General features: G+C 37.7%; 12 protein-coding genes. 5 read left to right on the top strand and 7 right to left on the bottom strand.

The features are described 5' to 3' along the window. The first annotated feature begins 38 nt into the window (after nucleotides 1-38). Together ACFSFW_RS12190 and ACFSFW_RS12185 are read left to right on the top strand one after the other, a co-directional pair. On the top strand, nucleotides 39-515 hold the full coding sequence (locus tag ACFSFW_RS12190; protein ID WP_245864199.1) for a TRAP transporter small permease: 477 nt from the start codon (nucleotides 39-41) through the stop codon (nucleotides 513-515). After that, nucleotides 515-1,783, top strand: coding sequence for a TRAP transporter large permease (locus tag ACFSFW_RS12185; protein ID WP_304218195.1), 1,269 nt, complete (start codon nucleotides 515-517; stop codon nucleotides 1,781-1,783). Before ACFSFW_RS12190 ends, ACFSFW_RS12185 begins: the two co-directional genes overlap by 1 nt. A gap of 91 nt (nucleotides 1,784-1,874) precedes the next feature. On the opposite strand, the gene ACFSFW_RS12180 is transcribed toward ACFSFW_RS12185, so the two are convergent. The 5 genes from ACFSFW_RS12180 to ACFSFW_RS12160 form a co-directional block, all read right to left on the bottom strand. After that, a complete protein-coding gene (locus ACFSFW_RS12180; RefSeq protein WP_099354333.1) occupies nucleotides 1,875-3,212 on the bottom strand; it encodes a Na+/H+ antiporter family protein in 1,338 nt (445 codons plus the stop codon). 111 nt (nucleotides 3,213-3,323) lie between these two features. Continuing rightward, nucleotides 3,324-4,829 carry a histidine ammonia-lyase gene (hutH, locus tag ACFSFW_RS12175; protein WP_388038605.1) on the bottom strand — a complete coding sequence of 502 codons (1,506 nt, stop codon included), beginning with the start codon at nucleotides 4,827-4,829 and terminating at the stop codon, nucleotides 3,324-3,326. Nucleotides 4,830-5,180: 351 nt separating this feature from the next. After that, nucleotides 5,181-6,335, bottom strand: a complete 1,155-nt coding sequence (locus tag ACFSFW_RS12170) for a M20/M25/M40 family metallo-hydrolase (protein ID WP_388038603.1) — start codon at nucleotides 6,333-6,335, stop codon at nucleotides 5,181-5,183. Between the two features lie 16 nt (nucleotides 6,336-6,351). Further along, a complete protein-coding gene (gene hutI / locus ACFSFW_RS12165) occupies nucleotides 6,352-7,605 on the bottom strand; it encodes an imidazolonepropionase (protein ID WP_388038600.1) in 1,254 nt (417 codons plus the stop codon). Nucleotides 7,606-7,695: 90 nt separating this feature from the next. Beyond that, complete coding sequence (locus tag ACFSFW_RS12160; RefSeq protein ID WP_388038597.1) at nucleotides 7,696-9,420, bottom strand: N-tau-methylurocanate hydratase; 1,725 nt, start codon at nucleotides 9,418-9,420, stop codon at nucleotides 7,696-7,698. Between the two features lie 242 nt (nucleotides 9,421-9,662). Here ACFSFW_RS12160 and ACFSFW_RS12155 point away from each other — a divergent pair, with 242 nt between their 5' ends. The 3 genes from ACFSFW_RS12155 to menC all read left to right on the top strand — a co-directional run bounded on the left by ACFSFW_RS12155 (nucleotide 9,663) and on the right by menC (nucleotide 12,651). After that, entirely contained in the window at nucleotides 9,663-10,556 is an 894-nt protein-coding gene (locus ACFSFW_RS12155) for a LysR family transcriptional regulator (RefSeq protein ID WP_388038595.1), read from the top strand. A 151-nt stretch (nucleotides 10,557-10,707) separates the two neighbouring features. After that, nucleotides 10,708-11,514 carry a GNAT family N-acetyltransferase gene (locus tag ACFSFW_RS12150; RefSeq protein WP_388038592.1) on the top strand — a complete coding sequence of 269 codons (807 nt, stop codon included), beginning with the start codon at nucleotides 10,708-10,710 and terminating at the stop codon, nucleotides 11,512-11,514. Nucleotides 11,515-11,535: 21 nt separating this feature from the next. Further along, a complete protein-coding gene (gene menC, locus ACFSFW_RS12145; RefSeq protein WP_388038590.1) occupies nucleotides 11,536-12,651 on the top strand; it encodes an o-succinylbenzoate synthase in 1,116 nt (371 codons plus the stop codon). A gap of 389 nt (nucleotides 12,652-13,040) precedes the next feature. Here the strand turns inward: menC and ACFSFW_RS12140 are convergent, their stop codons facing one another. Both ACFSFW_RS12140 and ACFSFW_RS12135 read right to left on the bottom strand, forming a co-directional pair. Further along, complete coding sequence (locus tag ACFSFW_RS12140; protein WP_388038588.1) at nucleotides 13,041-15,098, bottom strand: catalase; 2,058 nt, start codon at nucleotides 15,096-15,098, stop codon at nucleotides 13,041-13,043. Nucleotides 15,099-15,429: 331 nt separating this feature from the next. Next, nucleotides 15,430-20,844: a pectinesterase family protein gene (locus ACFSFW_RS12135; RefSeq protein WP_388038585.1), complete on the bottom strand. Its 5,415-nt coding sequence runs from the start codon at nucleotides 20,842-20,844 to the stop codon at nucleotides 15,430-15,432. Nucleotides 20,845-21,185: the final 341 nt, after the last annotated feature.

Below are 21,185 nucleotides of genomic sequence, written 5' to 3'. Positions count from 1 at the left end.
GCACAATCCAAGTTTTTTTACCATAAGGGGAAATACAGGTGATTAAAAAGATAGTAGATTTTATAAACGGATTTTTTAAATGGATACTGATCATCCTATTTTTTTTATTGGTAGTCGTTGTCTTTTTACAAGTGCTCTTCCGTTTCGTTCTTGAACAGCCCTTGGCATGGACAGAAGAATTAGGACGTTACTTACTCGTGTGGACGACGTTCCTGGGAGCAGGTTATGGAATGAGTGTAAAAGCACACCCTGGGGTTGAAATTCTCTATGACGCTTTCGGTCCAACCGTAAAAAAAGTGCTAAATGTAGTTATTTCGATTCTTGTTATCTTTTTCTTTTGGCAGATTATCGTCCACAGTTTCGACTTTATCGGCCGAAGCATGATTCAGAAGTCTCCTGTTCTTCAAATACCGATGGGATATATCTATACAGTAATTCCGATATCAAGTGTTCTTTTTATTATCAATCTACTTTATGTCGTAATTACTGAATGGAAAAAGGAGGCGAAGAACTAATGGCTTGGTTATTATTTGGGATATTAATCGTCCTTTTCTTCATTAATGTACCAATCGCAGTTGCTCTGGGACTCGCTTCTATGATTGTGCTCATGGTTCAAGATAATGTTCCATTAATGGTTGTTGTTCAAAAAATGTTTACATCAACAGACTCGTTTACATTGATGGCAGTTCCCTTCTTTATCCTTGCAGGTAAGTTAATGGAGGTTGGAGGGATTTCTAAAAGACTCGTAGATTTTGCAATGACGATCGTTGGAAGAATGCATGGTGGCTTAGCAATGGTTTCCGTTGTAACATGTATGTTCTTTGCAGCTATTTCAGGATCTGGTGCGGCAACAACAGCAGCAGTTGGAGCTATCATGATTCCAGCAATGGTTCAAAAAGGCTATGATAAAAGCTTCTCTACTGCGATTCAAGCAGCAGGTGGAACAATCGGTGTTATGATTCCTCCAAGCGTACCAATGATCTTATTTGGTGTTATCGCTGGGGCATCAATCAGTGATTTATTCATCGCTGGAATCTTGCCTGGTATTTTTGTTGGTATTTCTTTAATTCTAGTTGCGTACTTTATTTCTAGAAAACGCGGGTACGGTAAAGAAGAAAAAAGTTCAGGTAAAGAGATTTTCACATCCTTTAACAGAGCCATTCTTGCGATTTTGATGCCGGTTATCATTCTTGGCGGTATTTATGGTGGAGTGTTTACTCCAACCGAAGCCTCCGTTGTCGCTGTTGTTTATGGATTAATTGTTGGTCTGTTTATCTACAAGGAAATTAAGTGGAAGGACCTTCCTGAGGTTTTTATTCAATCAGCTGTTACATCGGCGGTTATTATGTTTATCATTTCATGTGCATCGATCTTTGGATTTATTTTAACAAGGGAACAAATCCCACTGTCAATTACAAATGCGTTACTCGCAATCTCTGATAATCCAATTATTGTTTTAATTATCATTAACGTAATCCTTTTAATTGTAGGTACATTCTTGGAAACATCTGCTGCGATTATCATCATGGCCCCAATCTTGCTTCCAGTTACTACAGCTGTTGGCATTGACCCCGTTCATTTCGGGATCATCATGGTTGTAAACCTTGCGATTGGTTTCATTACACCACCAGTTGGTATTAACCTTTTCGTAGCGTCCAATATCGCAAACCTACGATTGGAAAAAATCGTTCGGGCAATTATTCCATTCTTGATTATACTAATTATCGACATCATCATAATTAGTTTCGTACCAGAATTGAGTTTGTTCTTCTTGGATAAATAATAAATTAAGGGTGTCCAGTTTGGACACCCTGTTAATTTAGAGTAATTTTATAATAGAAAGTAGTAAAAGCAAACGAATAAAGTATGAAGTATTATAGTACCACAGCGGCTATCGTTCCGAAAATAAGTAATGGTATATTAAAGTGAATAAATGTAGGCACACACGTATCCCAAATATGATCGTGTTGTCCGTCCGCATTCAGACCCGCTGTTGGTCCAAGAGTACTATCAGATGCAGGAGACCCAGCATCTCCAAGTGCGCCTGCGGTTCCGATAAGGGCTGCTGTTGCAAGCGGACTGAATCCCAGAGCAGCACATAAAGGTACAAATACAGCTGCAATAATTGGTACTGTACCAAATGAAGTTCCTATCCCCATCGTGATGAAAAGTCCCACTAATAGCAACATAAATGCTGCTATCATTTGACTACCTCCATCAAACCATGAACTTACTCCATTTACTAGTTGTTCTACTGAACCAGTTTCTTTTAATACCGTTGCATAGCCTGATGCAATAAGCATTACAAATGCAATTGCCCCCATCATATGCATTCCATCTTGAACTACTTTTTCTCCATCTTTTAATAATACAACACGTGAGATAAACATGATAGCAATACCCGCTATTGCCCCTGCAACCATTGAACCAAATATAAGTTGACATACAAATGCTGCAACAATTGCTAATAAGGTGAAAATATGTTTCTTTTCGAACTTGCTTTCCGATTGCTCTATAGTTGCTGCACTTTCTTCAGTTTTATGTTCTTCCTTCTCCACAATTACTGCATCCTTATAATTCCGTTGTTTTCTATAGCTAAATAAAATTGCGATAATGACACCAACAACCATACCTAATGCAGGTATTAACATTGCTATAGGTATTTGTCCTACAGAAATTGGCATACCATTATTCGTCATTTCAGTTGCTATTATACCGTGAAAAATAAGCCCATATCCTGCTGGAATAATTAAATAATTAAATTTCAATCCAAATGTTAATGCAGATGCTACAGCACGACGGTCAATCTTAAGTCGATTAAATAGAATCAAAAGAGGTGGAATTAAAATTGGAATAAATGCTATGTGTACAGGAATTAAATTACCTGAGATGTTAGTTAAACCAGCAATTAAGAACAATAGCAACAGTGTTTTTCCTTTAATCTTGGTAAGAATTAACTTTACCAACTTTTCCAATATACCTGAAAGCGCTATCATTACAGCGAATACTCCAAGTAAAATATAACTAAGCGCCGTCTCGGATTGTCCGCCCATACCTCCAATCAGTGTACTAACCGTTTCAGTTATTGAGAGTTTTCCCAATAACCCAGCAACAATTGCAGAAATGATTAAAGCAAAAATAACATGGACTCTGAATAGACATAAAACTGCTAATACTAAAACGGAAACAACAACAGGATTTAAGAGAATCATATATTCACCCACCTTTTAGTTTTAAAAACTAAACCCTCCTCTTAAGTGAAGTATTTCAGGTTGAGTTTGAAGGGGGAAGTATGGAAAATCCCATACTTCATTCATAAAAACCTACTGAAAACTCTGGTCCGTTAAAATAAATGTAGCCAGTTCTTGAATTTGGTCTGAAATGTCACGGTCACTTTCAAGTGGCGGACAAATCTGACGGATCTTCTCAAGGTATTCTTTAGTTGTAGGAGCTAATTGATCTTCAACCTTTTGTAAATATATAGCTTGGGAAGCACAAATCATTTCAATTGCGATGACCCTAGCTGAATTATGAATCATTTCACGTGCCTGTCTTGAACCAATTGTACCCATGCTGACGTGGTCTTCTTGGTTTGCAGATGTAGGAATTGAATCAACACTAGAAGGGTGTGCTAAAACTTTATTTTCAGATACTAGGGCTGCTGCGGCATATTGAGCTACCATCAATCCACATTCTAAACCTGGATCATTTGCTAGAAACGGTGAGATACCACTTAATTGTGGATTTACAAGTCTCTCTATTCTTCGTTCAGCTATGTTTGCCCACTCAGCGGCAGCAATTTTCAAATGGTCCATTGCTAGAGCAATCGGTTGACCATGAAAATGACCACCTGAAAGGACCCTTCCATCTTCCAAAACGATAGGATTATCCGTGGTTGAGTTAAACTCAATCGCCAATATTTTATCCACATGTTTGAATGTTTGCCACGATGCCCCATGTACCTGTGGAATACAACGGATAGAGTAGGCATCTTGCATTCTAATTTCTCCCTGAACGGTAGTACGCTTACTCCCCTCTAGCCATGAACGTATCCTAGAAGCTACGTTTTCAAGTTCTGGATGAGGACGAACTGCTATTAGAGCAGGATCAAAAGCTGAAATAACCCCTTGTAAAGCTTCAATCGTTAAGCATGCTGACATATCTGCAGCCATACCTAAACGTTCTGCTTCATTAAGAGCAATTGCTCCAACACCAGTCATCACCTGGGTCCCATTAATTAAAGCAAGACCTTCCTTAGCCTGAAGACTAACAGGTTCTAGGCCAGCCATTTTTAATGCTTCTGCACCCGGATACACTTTTCCCTCATATTCAGCTTTTCCTTCTCCGATTAACACGATTGCCATATGTGCTAATGGAGCCAGATCTCCACTTGCACCAACTGAACCTTTACAAGGTATAACTGGGTGAACACCTTTGTTTATCATGTTGATTAATAAATTTAATGTTTCCACCCTTATTCCTGAAAATCCCTTAATTAATGCATTTGATCGCAAGGTCATTATGGCTCTTACCACTTCTGTAGGTAAAGGCTCACCAACACCTACTGCATCTGCACGAAGAAGATTCAATTGTAACTTTTCAATATCACTCTTTTTAATTTCAATATCACTTAGTTTACCGAACCCTGTGTTTACTCCATATATAACCTTACCTTCATTAATCTGTTTTTCAATTCGAGAGCGACTTGCTATTACTTTTTCTAAGCTCTTTTCTGCAATTTCAACCTTAGCATTTCTATTAGCAATCTGTTCAATTTCTGTACGACCTAAGGTTTCCCCATCTAAGTAAATTACGTGATCTAATGACATTATGTCTCCTCCCTCAAGCTAGTAATAGACTTACAAATATAAGTACGAATGCGAATTTTAGAGATATCATATCCTTTGAGTTAAATAGACTCTACCATTAACTATCCGATAGATATATCTAATTTTTCATACTTTTCAATCATAACAGATAACTCTGGATAGAGGCCTAGGATTTTGGCTAACTTTAAAACAAACCAAAATCCTAGTTTATGCTGGTAGTAGTTTGTTCAAGGGGTTTGGAAGTTTGTGAAAAGACCAAGTCCCTAATTAATTCTATTAACATAAACTGTTATCAGAAAAATGTTGACTTGCGGAAATTTATAATTAACGTTTTGAACACACACCAATGTTTTATTTGTGTGATTCATACCATTCTTTTATAAGAGCTGCAGCATATCTTCCACCATTCATTAGGTTTTCCACACTAATATGTTCTTGGAAAGTATGAAGATTCTTAAACCCGTTACCTAATGTTAGACATTCCAATCCATTTTCGTTTAGAACATTTGTATCTGCCCCGCCAAGTGTTTGAGTGGTATATTTACTAACCCCAATTTCATCTGCTGCAACTAGAGCTGTTTTTGCTATTTCATGTTCTAGTGGAATATTAAAACCTAAATACTTCTTTTCAAATCTAACCGTTGCACTTCCCTTATATTGTTCTGCTGCCATTTCAACAGCTTCCTTCATGTGCTCCAACTGATTTTCTAGTCCTTCTTTATCAAAACTTCTAACTTCTCCAATTAGTTCTACTTCACCTGGAATGATAGAAGACATCGTTCCGCCCTTAATAACTCCAATGTTCGCTAAAACTTGATCATTAACCTTGCCAAGTTTCATATTTTTCAATGCATCTGCTGCAATAAGAAAGGCATTGATTCCATCTTCCGGATTTAAGCCGATATGAGAGTCTCTTCCTTTAATTTCACAGTAAATTCTACTGCTATATGGGCCTTGCAAAATAATCTGACCAATATCACCGGTACTATCAAAAATGAAGCCTTTCTTACTTTTCACCAACGAATAATCCATATATTTTGCACCGACTAGACCAGGTTGTTCATTTACCGTTAATATCAACTCAACTGGGCCGCATGGGGTACCAGTCTCTTGAATAACCCTTATACCTTCAATGTAAGCCGCTAGTGCTGCACGGTCGTCCGCTCCAAGTATAGTGGTTCCATCTGAATAAATAACCCCATCTTTTATGATTGGTTTTAACCCTTCTGTCGGCAACACTGTATCCATATGTGTCGATAAAAATAGTGGCTCAACACTAGAATCTGTACCTTCCCACCAAGCTATTAAGTTTCCACAGTTTCCGCCAAACTCCTTATGTGCCTCATCGAATTTTATAGAAAAGCCCAATTCCTCTAGTAATGGAACTAAGTATTGAGCCATTGGTTCTTCATTTCCACTAGGAGCATTGATTTTTGCTAATTCTAGGAAACTATCTAATAGACGTTTTTCATTTATCATGATGGCCGTTTTATTTCCGCTTGCCAATGTCTTCACCCTTCCCTCAATAATTTCGACTTACGACAGTCTTTCCTTTTTTTATAACTCGTTCTACTACATTACTTCCAAGACGATAAATTACATGCTCATATGTTGGAATATCCCATATTTGAATATCTGCTAGTTTTCCTTTTTCGATGGATCCACGATCATTATCAAGTAATAATGATTTTGCACCATTAATAGTAGCCGCGCGAATAGCTTCCTCTGGAGACATACCATATAATCTACATGCGAGGACCATTACAAATTGCATGGAATCAGTCCAGTTACCCGGATTTAGGTTCGTAGCTAATGCCACTGTTAAACCAGAATCTATCATTGTTCTTGCATCAAAAGGGCGTTTGTGAGCAACTGCAAAATCCAATGTAGGCATTAGAACACCAATTACGCCGGCTTCGGCCATTTTTTTCATTACATGGGGTGGCGTGTAATTAAGGTGATCTGCTGAGACAACTTTCATTTCTGCTGCAAGATCTGAACCACCAATATAAGAGTAGGCATCTGTATGAACTTTTGATTTGAGCCCAGCTTTTTCCCCAGCTTCAAGTAAACGGATCGTATCTTCCACATCAAAATGAGAATCTTCAATCCAAACATCATGAAAAGTTGCAAGATTACGCCTTTGTACTTCAGGAATCATTTCTTCTATTATCAAGTCAATATACTGCTCTTTTGTCATATCCGTCGGCCATCCATGAGCGCCCAAAAACGTATTTACAATATCAATATCTGAGTTTGCATTCACTTCTGCAGCGACTTCTAAGATTCTTAATTCATCTTTTGTACTTAAACCGTATCCACTTTTCACCTCAACTGTAGTAGTCCCTGCTTCAAGCATGCGTCTAACTTTTTGTTGGGTAGTTTCATAGAGTTCTTCTCTAGTTGCATTCCTCGTTTTATTGACAGAAACCATAACCCCAGTTTCTATTCCTCTTCGCTTCAACTCTGCTGGATCTGAAGTGGTCATTTTTGCTGCATATTCTTTCACACGTGAACCACCAAATACAGTATGAGTATGACTATCAACGAATCCAGGTGCGACCACTTTACCAGTCGCATCAATTATCTCTGCTTGCTCGAAATCAATATGTTGATTCACTTCTTCTTTTGAACCTACAGCAATAATTTTTTCTCCACGGATTGCGACCCAACCATTTGTTATTATTCCAATTGAATCTGCTTGATCACCTGTACAGGTTAAAACTTCATTTGCGTTAATAATCACTAAATCTGCTTTTTCTTTATGTTTTACCAATCGTTTTACCTCCTGTACGAAAAATACAATAATCTTTTAAAAGGAAAGGGGATATGCATTCATTGCTAACCCCCTTCTTTTTGTAATATTTTATTTATTTAAATCATCTGGACCAAATGTTGCTGTTGGTGTCCACCAAAGTGGGACTTTGATACTCTCATTAGTAAGCTTACCTTTACCATTAGCAACATCTTTCGCACTCTGATAACCAGCCTGTGCATGACGAATGACACCAATACCGGAGTCTACTGTCATACAAACTTCTAGTCGCATATCTGCTTCATCAGTACCATCAGCAATCATTGTAACCCCTGTATGAACAGCTTCTCCCATAGAGTAGTTTGCTTGTAATGCGATTAGATCACACATCCCTACAGCATTAAGTAGTCCATTTAGTACAGGCCAATCAGAGATTAAATCTCCGCCATCAGGCATGTTTTCAGATTCAAATGTCGGGTTAACGATTGAACCTGAGTCAAGGTTGTCACGAGAGAACGCAACAGGACCTTTCAACTCGCCACTCTTAACCATTCTATTAACTTCAAGCGCGAACTCTTTACGTTGTCCGAAACCTAAGTAACAAATACGAGCTGGTAAACCTTCAATTGGAATATGCTTCTTTGCTAGGTTAATCCATCTTGTTACTAGTAGGTCATCTTTGAACTTTTCCAGTACCATGTTGTCAATCTTCTCTAAGTCAGTTGGATCACCTGACATACAAATCCAACGGAATGGTCCACGGCCTTCACAGAATAGAGGTCGAATATACTCTGCAACAAAACCTGGAATTCTCATTGCTTCTTCTTCTGGCATCCCAGCATCACGACACTCCTTACGTAAGCTAGTTCCATATTCAAAAGCATGAACTCCATCATCAAAGAATTTATTTGTTACACGTAATTCACGAATCATTGTTTCTTGTGCCTTTTTCAAATAAAGCTGACGGTCATTCTTTCGTAACTCTTCAGCCTCGTCAACTGTATATCCAGATGGCAAGTATGAAATAGGATCATGTGCTGGAGTCATGGAAGTAAGAATATCAGGTCTGAATCCTTTTTCATATGCTTCCTCAAAAATATCTGCAGAGTTTCCTACAACTGCAATTCCAATGGATGTACCTTCAGTTGCATGCTTTTCTGCCAAAGCAATTGCCTCATCAAGACTATCAGCTAACACATCAATGTAACCAACTTCCATACGGCGTTTTATAATTTCAATATTGGAATCACATAAAATTGCAACACCGCCATGCATTGCCATTGCTCTTGTTTGGTTACCACCCATACCACCTGCTCCAGCTGTAAGCATGATTTTACCAACTAGAGAATCATTGTAATGCTTACGTGCAATAGCTGATAGTGTTTCAAATGTACCTTGGATAACTCCTTGTGTACCAATATATTCCCATGGTGCTGCAGTATATTGAGCAAAGATTGTTAGGTTCTTATCTTGTAAATCATAGAATGTTTCCCAAGAAGGTTTCATAATGTTTGTTGTTGCCATTACTACTACCGGTGCGTATTTATGAGTTTTAAATACTGCTACAGGCATACCTGACTGAACAACTAGTGTTTCATCGTCTTCTAATTCCATTAAGGATTTAACAATAGCATGATAGGACTCCCAGTTACGCGCTGCCTTACCAATCCCACCATAAATAACAAGTTCTTCTGGCTTCTCAGCATTTTCCATGTTATTTTCTAGCATTCTAAGAATTGTTTCTTGTCTCCATCCTTTACACCGTAGAGTATCTCCTCTTTGCGCCTTTACAGAATAAAGAATTTCTGGTTTTTCTTTAATGTTTTGCTGGATCATTGTAAAATCCTCCTTTGTTATAATTAGTATTTTTTAAGATGATATAAAATTTACAGTGTATCCGTTTTCAATTCTTAGTGGATAAACTGCACATCTAGCACATCATCCTCAAGAATTCATTCAGATTTACTTTTTTCTGAATTGTATTACTTTAATTAATATTCTAACCAACGTGTGCTATAATTTCTAATACATAATTACAATAAGTCTATAGTTTTAAACTATAGCCGATGGAGGAGTCTATGAAATTACAGCGTTTACTCTACTTCACAACAGTTATTGACTGTTCTACTTTTACTGCTGCAGCACAAAAATTACATATTTCACAACCATCTTTAAGTACTTCTATTAAATTATTAGAACAGGAGTTAGGGTTCAATTTATTAGATCGTGGCAAAGGGGAAATAAAATTAACTAAGGAAGGTAAAATTCTTTACCAAGAAGCCAAAAGATTATTAATCCATTATGAACGTGTTTCTGATGAGATGGAGCGATTAAAAAATAATGGACCTTTGGAACTATCAATCGGAATCATAGAGTCTTCTAAATTTTGGGTTTCAAAGGTTTTAGCTGAATTTAAAAAACATTTTCCTGATGTTTTTATAAGACTTTTGGAAGCACCCAGTTTAGAGGATGTAGAAAAAGCATTAGACTCCTTTGAAATACACCTTGCCATTACAAATCAATTCATTCACAAACAATACATCCAGTCAATTCCTTTATATGACGAACGATTAGTTGCACTTCTTCCACTTCAACATCCATTAGGATATAAAAACTTTATCACTATAAACGACTTAAAAGATGAAGATTTTATTATAGCTAAGGAGGGCTTTCAAACACGGACCGATATTTTAAATGCCTTTCAAAAAGCAGGCATAAAACCCAAAATACAATTTGAGATTGAAAGGTTTGAAACAGCTTGTAATTTAGTAGAGGAAGGACTTGGAGTTACCGTAGCACCTGAAAACTATATTAAATACATTAACAATCCAAATTTCCATTTCAAAAGAATTCACGATGGACTTACCTCAAGAACCGTTTATCTTGCAATTGATAACAATCGATACTTACCACCAATTGCGAATACGTTTATCTCACTCGTTAAGAAAAATTTCAATAAATTCGGCGTATAGAATATTAGCATATATTTTTACTTGTCACAGGCGATATTGGATAGAGAAAATTAGAGGGCACTCTTCTTCCAAAAAATTCGATAATTCTTTCTAAACATTTTATAATGATATACATGAGTTTAAATAGCTGAGTCGAAACAGGAGGCAAATGATGCAACAAGATATTTTATCTTCCATAATAATTAAAAACATAAAATCAATTGAAGAATTACATCAAGTTCATAAATTAGAATCGAGCGTTTGGAGTCCGGAGGATACGGTTCCTATTAGTCATACTGCAGCAACGATTAAGAATGGTGGGTTTATTTTAGGTGCTTTCTACGAGGAGCAACTGATTGGTTTTCAATATAGTTTCCCAGGTTTTGATGGGATAAAGCCCTACCTCGTTTCTCATAGTTTAGGGATTCACCCTGATTATCGCAAGTTAGGTATCGGTGAAAAACTAAAGTATGAACAACGGGAGTTGGCCGAGAAGATGGGGTATGATTTAATTTCGTGGACCTATGATCCTCTTGAAACAGTGAATGGTAATTTGAACCTACATAAATTAGGCGCCACGTGTACTGCCTATATTGAAAATGCATATGGAGAAATGACGGATGGCATGAATGACGGTCTTTCCACAGATCGTTTCGTTGTTGAATGGGCTGTAAAAAAGATAGAACGTGAAAGTGTAAACTATGAAATAAGCAAGTTACCGCTCTTAATTAATGTGGAATTTGAAGATGGCTCACTAGTTCCCGGGGATATTAATTTAGAAGAAAACAGCGATACTTTGTTAGTACCAGTACCCGGCAATTTTCAAGAAATTAAAAGTAAGAACTTCAATGCCGCCCTATTGTGGAGAGAAAAAACAAAACAGGTGTTTACACATTATTTAAAACACGGATGGGTTGTAACAGATTTAGTAAAGGATCCCGAGAAGAGAAATCAGTATATGTACCTTTTGGAAAAATAATATTTTATGAGGAGAATTGGCTTGGAAATTAAGAGTATTATTTTACGATATATGAGAATGCGATTGCTCCACCCTTTTAAAACGAGTGTTGGAACTATTACAGATAAAGACTTTATTTTAGTTGAAGTGAAGTCAAAAAGTGGCTTGTCTGGTTGGGCGGAAACGGTCTCTGATGCAATCCCCATTTACCACGAAGAAACAGTTAAAACGAATTGGCATATGCTTAAGGATATTTTAATTCCAACGCTCATGAAAACGGAGCTTAAACACCCGGATGATGTGTCAGAAGCTTTCAAAGACTTACGTGGAAACTACAATGCGAAGGCGGCCCTTGATGGTGCTATCTGGGATTTATATGCGAAGGAAAATGGTATTTCATTAGCCAAAGCCATTGGCGGCGTTAAGGATAAAATTGAAGTTGGAGTAAGTGTCGGAATACAAAAGACTGAAAAGGAGCTTCTCCAAAAAATCGAAGGCTTTGTTACAGATGGCTACAAGCGTATTAAGGTAAAAATTAAGCCAGGTTGGGATATGAATATTTTAAAAGCGATTCGCAAGGAGTTTCCGGAGATTCCGCTTATGGCGGATGCGAACTGTGCATATACCATAAATGATATTCCTTACCTCAAACAATTGGACGAGTTCAATTTAATGATGGTCGAGCAGCCCTTAAGCTATGACGATCTCATCGATCATGCTAGACTGCAACAAGAGTTGAATACCCCAATCTGTCTGGATGAGTGCATTCACACAGCCGAAGATGTTCGAAAAGCAATTGAGATTGGAAGTGGAAAAATCATCAATCTTAAAATCGGACGTGTAGGCGGAATCACAGAATCTTTAAAGATACATAAGCTTTGTGAGGATAAAAACATTCCGATGTGGTGTGGCGGAATGCTAGAAGCCGGAATTGGTCGGGCACATAATATCGCAATTACAAGTCTAGCAAACTTTACTTTACCAGGTGATACAGCCCCTTCTTCCCACTACTGGAAAGAGGATATTATTTCTCCTGAAGTTACGATGAAAGATGGATATATTGAGGTTCCTACTGGTCCCGGAATTGGCTTTGAACCTAACAAGGAAAAAATAGAGGATTTCATGCTCTATAGCGAAACATTTCATAATTACGAATAAGATCATTCAAAAGAGACAATTAGTGTAAATATTATCCACTTGTGTATCGTTTTTTAGTAAATAAGAGTTAAAAGCATACGTAAAAAAGAATTACGTATGCTTTTTTAAAGATTATCAGTTTAAATGCATTCGAAAAATCCAGATAATGGTAGAAATGATTTCAAAAGAGACGATATATGTAAAAATCATCCACTTGTGTATCGTTTTTTAGTAAATAAGAGTTAAAAGCATACGTAACAAAGAATTGCGTATGCTTTTATTTAGATTAGCAGTATAAATGCATTCACAAAATCCAAATAAAGGTAAACGCGATTTCAAAAACGAATAAATAGGGAAGAATGCTTCCACATTAGGAGGCATTCTTCCCTTTTGATGTTCTTTTGAATGGACTAAACTAGTTTACGATGCCAGAACCGATGCCCTTTCACCGCGTTAATAAACTCCCTCGTAAACTGCCCATTATCATTTGCCGTCACTACACCCGGTGCGTTTTCAATCCCATTCACTTCTAGCCACTTTTTCCCTTCGCCTGTTGCCCCAATCGGCTTATAATGTGTAAATGCTTCATGAATAAAGTGGGCTGCATCTTTATTAAATTTCTTGCTCGTTCTGCTTCCCCGCACCATATAAACCGCATCAAATAATACCGATTCAGTCGTTAAAAAGGTATGGTTAACCTTTAGCATCGTTCCGTCCGATCCTCTAACCATGCCTAGTTTTTCACTAATGATTTCAGGTTGTAATCCATTTTCCTTCATTTGCTCGAGTACAAAATTTACATTTGGCCCATTAAAATTGTCGGTTAGGATTACCGCAACTTTTCTAGTCTTAGGGCTAAACTTTGTGTTGAGTTGACTTAGTGCCGGAGAAGACTTGGTTACGTTTGACCCTCCGCTTTTTGGCGGATTCACACCTAGATAGTTCGCTATTTCTCTTGCCAGTTCAAGGTTAACATTCGCAAACATATCTACAACTTGCTGCTGGACAGATTGGCTCTCGACCTTGCCCAATTCAAACTGAAAGGCATGAGTAATATGTTCTTTTTCAGGTTTGCTCATGCTGTTCCAGAAAAGTGTTGCTTGTGAAAAGTGATCTTTAAAACTATCACTTCTAGCTTGAATTTTCCGACCTTCTACCTTCTCTTGATAGTGAGCAAACCCACCTTCTTCAACACTAGCCGGTGCTGGTGTGTTACCCGCTAAAGAATTTTTATGGTAACTTACTTTCCCCACATTAATTGTTTGGCGGTGAAATCCATCCCGCTGATTATTATGAAATGGACAAACTGGGCGGTTAATTGGAATTTCATGAAAATTAGGACCACCAAGGCGAATTAACTGGGTATCTGTATAGGAAAATAAACGTCCCTGTAATAATGGATCGTTTGTAAAATCAATACCTGGCACTACGTGTCCGGGGTGAAAAGCAACTTGCTCAATTTCAGCAAATGCATTATCTACATTTCGAAATAAAACCATTTTTCCAATGATTTTTACTGGAACATCTTCTTCAGGCCAAATCTTGGTTGCATCTAAAATATCAAAATCAAATTTAAATTCATCTTCCTCATTAATGATTTGGACACCCAATTCATACTCTGGGAAGTTCCCTTTTTCAATATTTTCCCATAAATCACGACGATGGAAATCAGGGTCCTCTCCTGAAATCTTTTGAGCTTCGTCCCAGACGAGGGAATGTGCCCCAAGTGTGGATCTCCAATGAAACTTAACAAAATGAGATTTACCGTTCTCGTTGACTAGTCGGAAAGTGTGAACACCAAACCCATCCATCATCCGGAAGCTTCTTGGAATCGCTCGGTCTGACATCAACCACATAATCATATGTGCGGTTTCTTGATTATTTGCGACAAAGTCCCAAAACGTATCATGGGCAGAGCTAGCTTGTGGAATCTCATTGTGAGGTTCAGGTTTGATGGCGTGTACCATGTCCGGAAATTTTATTGCGTCTTGAATAAAAAAGATTGGGATATTGTTACCCACCAAATCATAATTACCCTCATCCGTATAAAACTTGGTTGCAAAGCCACGTACATCACGCACCGTATCAGCAGATCCCCGCGAGCCAACAACCGTAGAAAATCTCACAAAAACCGGTGTTTTCACAGTTGGGTCCTGCAAGAACTTTGCTCTTGTGTACTGCTTCATGCTGTCATCGTATACTTGGAATTCACCATGCGCTGCAAACCCTCGGGCATGAACGACCCGCTCAGGAATCCGTTCATGGTCAAAATGGGTCATTTTTTCACGAAAATGAAAATCCTCCATTATGGTAGGACCTCGTACACCCGCTTTTAAAGAAAATTCATCATTTGACACCTTTAGCCCTTGGTTGGTCGTAAGTTTTTTTCCTCGGTCATCGACACGGAACTGTTCTAACTGCTCATCTTTACTGTTACTTTTCCCATTCAGCTTTCGCTCATCACTCAATTTAATACCCCTCCTCTCTCGTACCATCATATGAGTAGCCGAAACGGGTTATTCTTTATTACAACTACTGCCTGATGGAGATCGGATAAGGGTAGATATTCATAAACACTTTAAGGTGTCAGAAGCCACAAGTATTCCCGATAAACCTTACAGGATATAAACGAGGATATTATCAAAATCGAGGGTAACAAAAAAAGTGAAATGCCTGATTCATTTTGAGGCATTTCACTAAAAGTTTAAGAAAGAATTAGGTATCTTTACTCTTTATAGGCAACGTCTTGTTTAACTATCTTAGAAAGTATTTTTACAAATCAGTTGTCGACTCATATTATTAATTCAATCGTTTTCTTCTTTGGTACAAGTAGATTGCTACACCTGCAAGAAGAAATGCACCACCCAGCATCAGCCAATTATAGATAGAAGTTGCTGTTTTTGGAAGTTCCTTACCGTCTGAAGAATTGTTGGAATCTTTATCTTGCTTTTCTTGGCCGTCCTCGTGCGTACCGTCTTTGTCTTTGTCTTTATCTTTTTCCTTGTCTGAACCTTCTTGTTGCTTTCCCTCTTCACCATTATCATTTTCACCTGTTTCTGGTGTTTCTCCTGGTGTTTCTTCACTATCATCGTTGTAGACCACTTTCTCCCATTGCACTGGGGTCATCTGTATCTTTCCGGCACCTACATACGGGTACACCAAAGTGTATAGCGAATCTGCTTCATACAATTGATAATCGTTGTATGGTAAAGAGTTTCGAAATTCACTTACATTTAAAGTTAGTCCAGATCCAGTGTAATCAATGACCGATAACTCCTCCTTAACATCATCCAGTGTGTATAAAGAATTAACAGCATCGATATAACCCGCTGGGCTTGAACCATTTCCACTTAATAATGGTCTCATAACACCACTAATAGTAGAATTTTCAACTAAAACAGAAGCGCCTAAAGTAGAAATCGCACCATTACTTACGATTTTCTCTGCAACTGCTTCATCTGCTAAACTCTTTCTAAGTTCATATAACTCGGACGAGTCAATAATTGTATTGTATACATGACCGTATCCTCCACGAAGTCTTGGTATGCGATCCATAGAGTTCTTGTAAAAGTTGTTTGCTAGTGTAACCCTTAAATTAGATGTGTTTTCTTCTGTATCAGAAGCACCTACAAGATGAAGTTTCTTTTGACCAAATGAATACTCTCGAATCTGTTCCTTCGTCATACCATGTGTTGTAAGAAGCTCGTTATAATAAGGATATTGCTCTGGATTTGTCTCTAATTTCTCCATCATAACATCAAAGAAAGAGCCTTCACTTCCTGGTAAGAATTCACTCCAAGATATCGTAACATCGGTCGTATTTGAGTTACCGGCTTTCTTCACATCGATGATACCATCATATGCCTTATAGAAGGTTGAATGATCGATCCAAATTCCCGTACTTCCCTCTTGAACGGTGATATAATCCCAATCGTTTCGATCGTAGTCTCCCTTGCTAAATTCATCCCATTCCCAAAGTTCGTCAAAAACAAGGTTTCGAATAATAATATTACTTGAATTTGCGATATTGAAAGTGACATGGTTAAGTTTTGCACCATTTTGTGAGAAAATCGTTAGGTTGCTCATTCCATCAATATCGATTGTTGAAACACCTGCTTCCAATAGGGTCGGATGTAATAATGGCTGATGATTTGCCGGCTTAATGATGCCACTGTAATCCTTCATTACATCTCCAATTTCTATAGAGCCTAATCCAATATCTTTTGTCAGCTCGATTACACTTGCTTTTCCATTTGACTTAATTGTAAATAATGCATTTAGGAATTCTTCAGCTGATGATACTTTGTAATAATTTGTAGATGTTTCTAAAAGTAAACCTCCACCCGTAACACCTTGAGCTTGAGCATATCCTTCGAGTTCAAACTTACCTAATCCTGTATCATCTGTTGAATCAGGCTCAGCTGCGTCATTGACATACTCTTTTTCAACGAATTTTTCTTCCGTTTGAGTCTGGACATTTCCTACATATTCATTCTTAGAAGTAGCAGTGATTACGGAATGAGGATCCCATCCTAAGTAAGAAGGTGTTACCATCTCCTCAGCCTGACTCTTTGAAATTTGAGGTCTACCACTATGAATTGCAAACCCTCCACCATAAGAATAATATTCATAGAATCGAGCATTCACTGCAAGGTTCCCGCTCATATCCGCATACGGAGTTTCTTTATTTATGATATCACTCATATAGGTGTTAATAAATGTGGCTGCGCCATCTGGGCCCCATGGACGAGCTAACAAATATTTTGAACCCGATGCTCCTTCTTCTGCTGTGATTCTACTATTATAAAAAATATAGCCATATTTTTCGGCTTTATCTGTTCGAGGGGCAGAGACATACCCACTATTTTTATTTGCATTATAACGAAAGACAATATCTGTATCCTCAAATAGTGCTTGCGCCGAGCCATAGATAAAGTCTACGTTTCCAAGAATATGACTTTTATAGTAATACTGATGATTCGAATTCGCCATTAATGTATCTTGATAGCCTACTAGCTTCACATTAACAAAAGTACTTTCATCCGCATCTACCCGTAATGCATCTGCAGATTCATTTGATTTTGTGCCATCACCTAGATACTTATACGTATTTTCAAAGGTAAGATTTTCCGCTGAAAAGCCAGTTGCTGTTGACTGAATATAGGTCGCATTACGATCAGACGTACTACCTCCCTCAGGTGATAACACCGGATCATAGAATTGGAGATTCACCTTCTCTTGATCCTCACCTATTAAACTGATATATGGTGATGACACCCGTAAATGCTCAAAATATGTTCCTTCCTTAATTAATATTACAACCCTTTCTTTGTTATCGCTTGGTACTGAATTGACGGCTGCTTGTACAGTACTGAAAACTTTTACTCCAGGGATTTCTGTGGATTCTGCTCCTTCAATACCTGAATAGGCGGCATTAACCACCATATCGTAGTTTGTTAAATAGACAAAGTTAAAGGTTTTTCTTGTAACCCCTCCATCAGTATCTCTAAAGTAAAAATTCACATCATTTCGTCCTTCTTCCAATGAAACTAGGAAATCAAAGGACTCTTTAGCTTTTAAGCTGACTTCTTCAATTTCAACATCGTTAACCACTACTTTCATCTTACCTTTATTACCGACGACACCCTGAATGGTGGCCTTGTTCGTAAAGACCGTATCGTATGATTTTTTTGTAATAAAGATTTCAGTGGCCTTGTCTTCATATACGTATTGACCAGTACGTCCTGCAGTAGGTACTGATAATACAGGAACAGATGGATTACTCGAGTTAGAATCTGATTTTGCGATTACATAATAATAATACGGCGTCTCGTTGACTACATTTCTGTCAATATAACTGGGATCTGAAATTTCATCTATTAGAGAATACTCCGTCTGTTCTGATGTCTTTCTGTAGACCTCATAGCTATTTGCTTCTCCAATTCGGTCCCATTTTACTGTAAGTACCCTATCCCCACTCTCAATTGTGACAATAGGTTGGGTAAGTGGTTTTAAAATATCGATTGAAGCTGATACAACTGCAGGAGTCTTTTCATCTCCACAGATTCCAGAAATTCTAAACTGATAGTTACCACTTTCTTCAACATCAACCGTATAGCTTTTCTCAGTGACTCTGCTTGATAAAGTGGTATACGTTTTACCTCCATCAGTGGATAACTCTACAACATAGGCTCCATCACCGTCAGGGGTTTCACCACTCCAATTAACAGTAACCTTTGTTCTATCGGAAGAAACTACAGGACTTTCAACACTTGATACAGTTGGTGCAGTCCCAATCGGTTCATAGGCTTTATTTTGGTTATACAGCTCATTTCCATTATCATCTTTTAATGTCAAATTCGTTATTGCGGCATTAACATTGGCAAACCCAAATCCATATTTCACACTTGTATTTGCGTCTATATCAGCAATTTTAGAATAGTCTATGTCTACCTTAGTTGTTTCGGAATTTACAGTTGCTTCTGTATGCCAACCGTTTTCATCCTTCTTCGATAAAAGGTGAATAACATCACCAACACTGTATTTTATATCCATGCTTCCTGCGCTTGGATTTGACGGAGTTGTGGTTTTACTATAGACATTTCTAATTCTCCCATCTCCTCTAATTCCTACAGTGGCAATCTTAGAAATTTCGCTTGCATCCTCCATCATCCCAAAAAATAGACCATTATTACTTGAACTACCAATAGCACTTATTTTTATGTCCGCCTCAATAGTCGTTACTTTCTCTCTGCCATTAAATACATAGTAAGAAATTTTTTGTGGCTCACTGATAGTAGCTTCTGAATCTGAATGACCAACATATAATCTATGGCCTTGGGCTGTTACGTTTAATGTCCCATTTGGGTCGATTTCAGAAGGCATTGACGGTTGTTCGTTTGCTACTGGTGAACTTTCCACTGTTCCTTTATTTTTTACGGTTATGCTATGAAGATAGCTCTCTCCAGATGCAGCAACAGTGAATCTCAATGTTGTAGCATCACCGGTATAAGAATATGTAATGGCATCGTCATCCGTTTCCGATACAAATACATTTTTATCAAAAGAACCAGTTCCTCCTGGTGCTAAGTTTGTCACTTCAAGCTTTTCACCACTTCCATATCGACAAATATAAAAGATGATATCTGCGTCTCCAGCTACTTTTACATCAAAGTAATTTCCGTCATAGGCAGCAATACCGTGAGAATTATCATGCCAGTATGGATTATTTGACGAGCTTCCTTTAGCAATCTTTAAGAGCCCATTATCTGTTGTAAAAGACTCAATTGGTGAAGCTTTTGTAAACTCTGTTGGCACTGCCCCACCTGCTAAATCAAAAGTATATACATCACTTACACCCGGCGTAACAAAAGCACTCGTATCCTGAACCTTTATCTTGAATTCCTTTGGATTTGTAGTTTGATCTGCAAAAGTTGCAATAATTTCGTTCGTTTGATGATCAACTGCTACATTTTGCACCACATCTGGAGTTACATTCGTTAAGATAGATGTACCCAGACTTCTTCCTGCCAAATCCGTACTTATATAGGAATTTGCATTTGAAGAATAATATACGCTTCCAGAACTAATGCTTACAGTTGCATTCTCAGACTTTTTTGAAGCACCTGCTACATCTAAGGTTGTATCCCCAATTTTCATTGTGAAATCTTTTTTGCTCCAAGGCGTTATTTCTACTTCTTTAGATGTATTTTCAACGGTTATCGCATGGACATAACCACTTCCGTTAATTTTAAAATTCAACATGGTTGCATCTCCTGAATAGATAAAACTAGCTTGGTCACCGTCTGATGGGACCAGTAAATCCACACTCTCTGTAGAAAAAGCACTACCGGAAGCACCACCTGAAACATCTATCGAGCCTGAGTTACCATACTGACATAAAGTAAAAGTGATAATTGCATTTCCGGCAACCTTAATATCAAAACTGCTCCCATCATTTACAACAAGCCCATGCTTATCTCCATGATGGTACATTTTACCGGCCCCATTGTACCTTACTAACCCATCTGAAGACCAGACGGTATCTATTGGATTACTACTTGTGTATGACAGCAACTCACTAAAATCATAATGATAGGTTGTATCATTCATTGGAACATTTTCCGCTTTTACTACCATTGGTAAAGGAAAAGATCCAATAAGTAAAATTAAAGAAAGCATTATTGCAGTCAAGCGAGATGATTTCTTTTTCATATTTTTCCCCCATTACAGGCCTGTCCTACTCGCTCTCTTGAGATTAGGTACTAGCCTTAGTCCTTTAGATATTGTTTTGAACTCCTACCATAGAAAACGTTTACATTTCACCTTCATATTCACCCCCTATTAAAAATTTTATCATGATAGGTGCTAGGTAATTAGTCTTATAAACAAGGGATAATCATCTTCTCACATCAATATATGAAAACAAATATTCTATTAAAATAAAGAGTATGTTAGGTTCCCTTTCAAAAAGTTAAGTATAAAGCTATAACCCTCTACAACATTTATTATCTTTGAAAAATGAATTCAATCTACAATTATTGCTTTCAATTTAA

Source organism: Ferdinandcohnia salidurans, assembly GCF_042680725.1.
Taxonomy (GTDB): Bacteria; Bacillota; Bacilli; order Bacillales; family Bacillaceae_L; genus Ferdinandcohnia; species Ferdinandcohnia salidurans.
The sequence above is the reverse complement of the archived record's forward strand: the minus strand, read 5'-3'. Positions and strand labels throughout refer to the sequence as shown.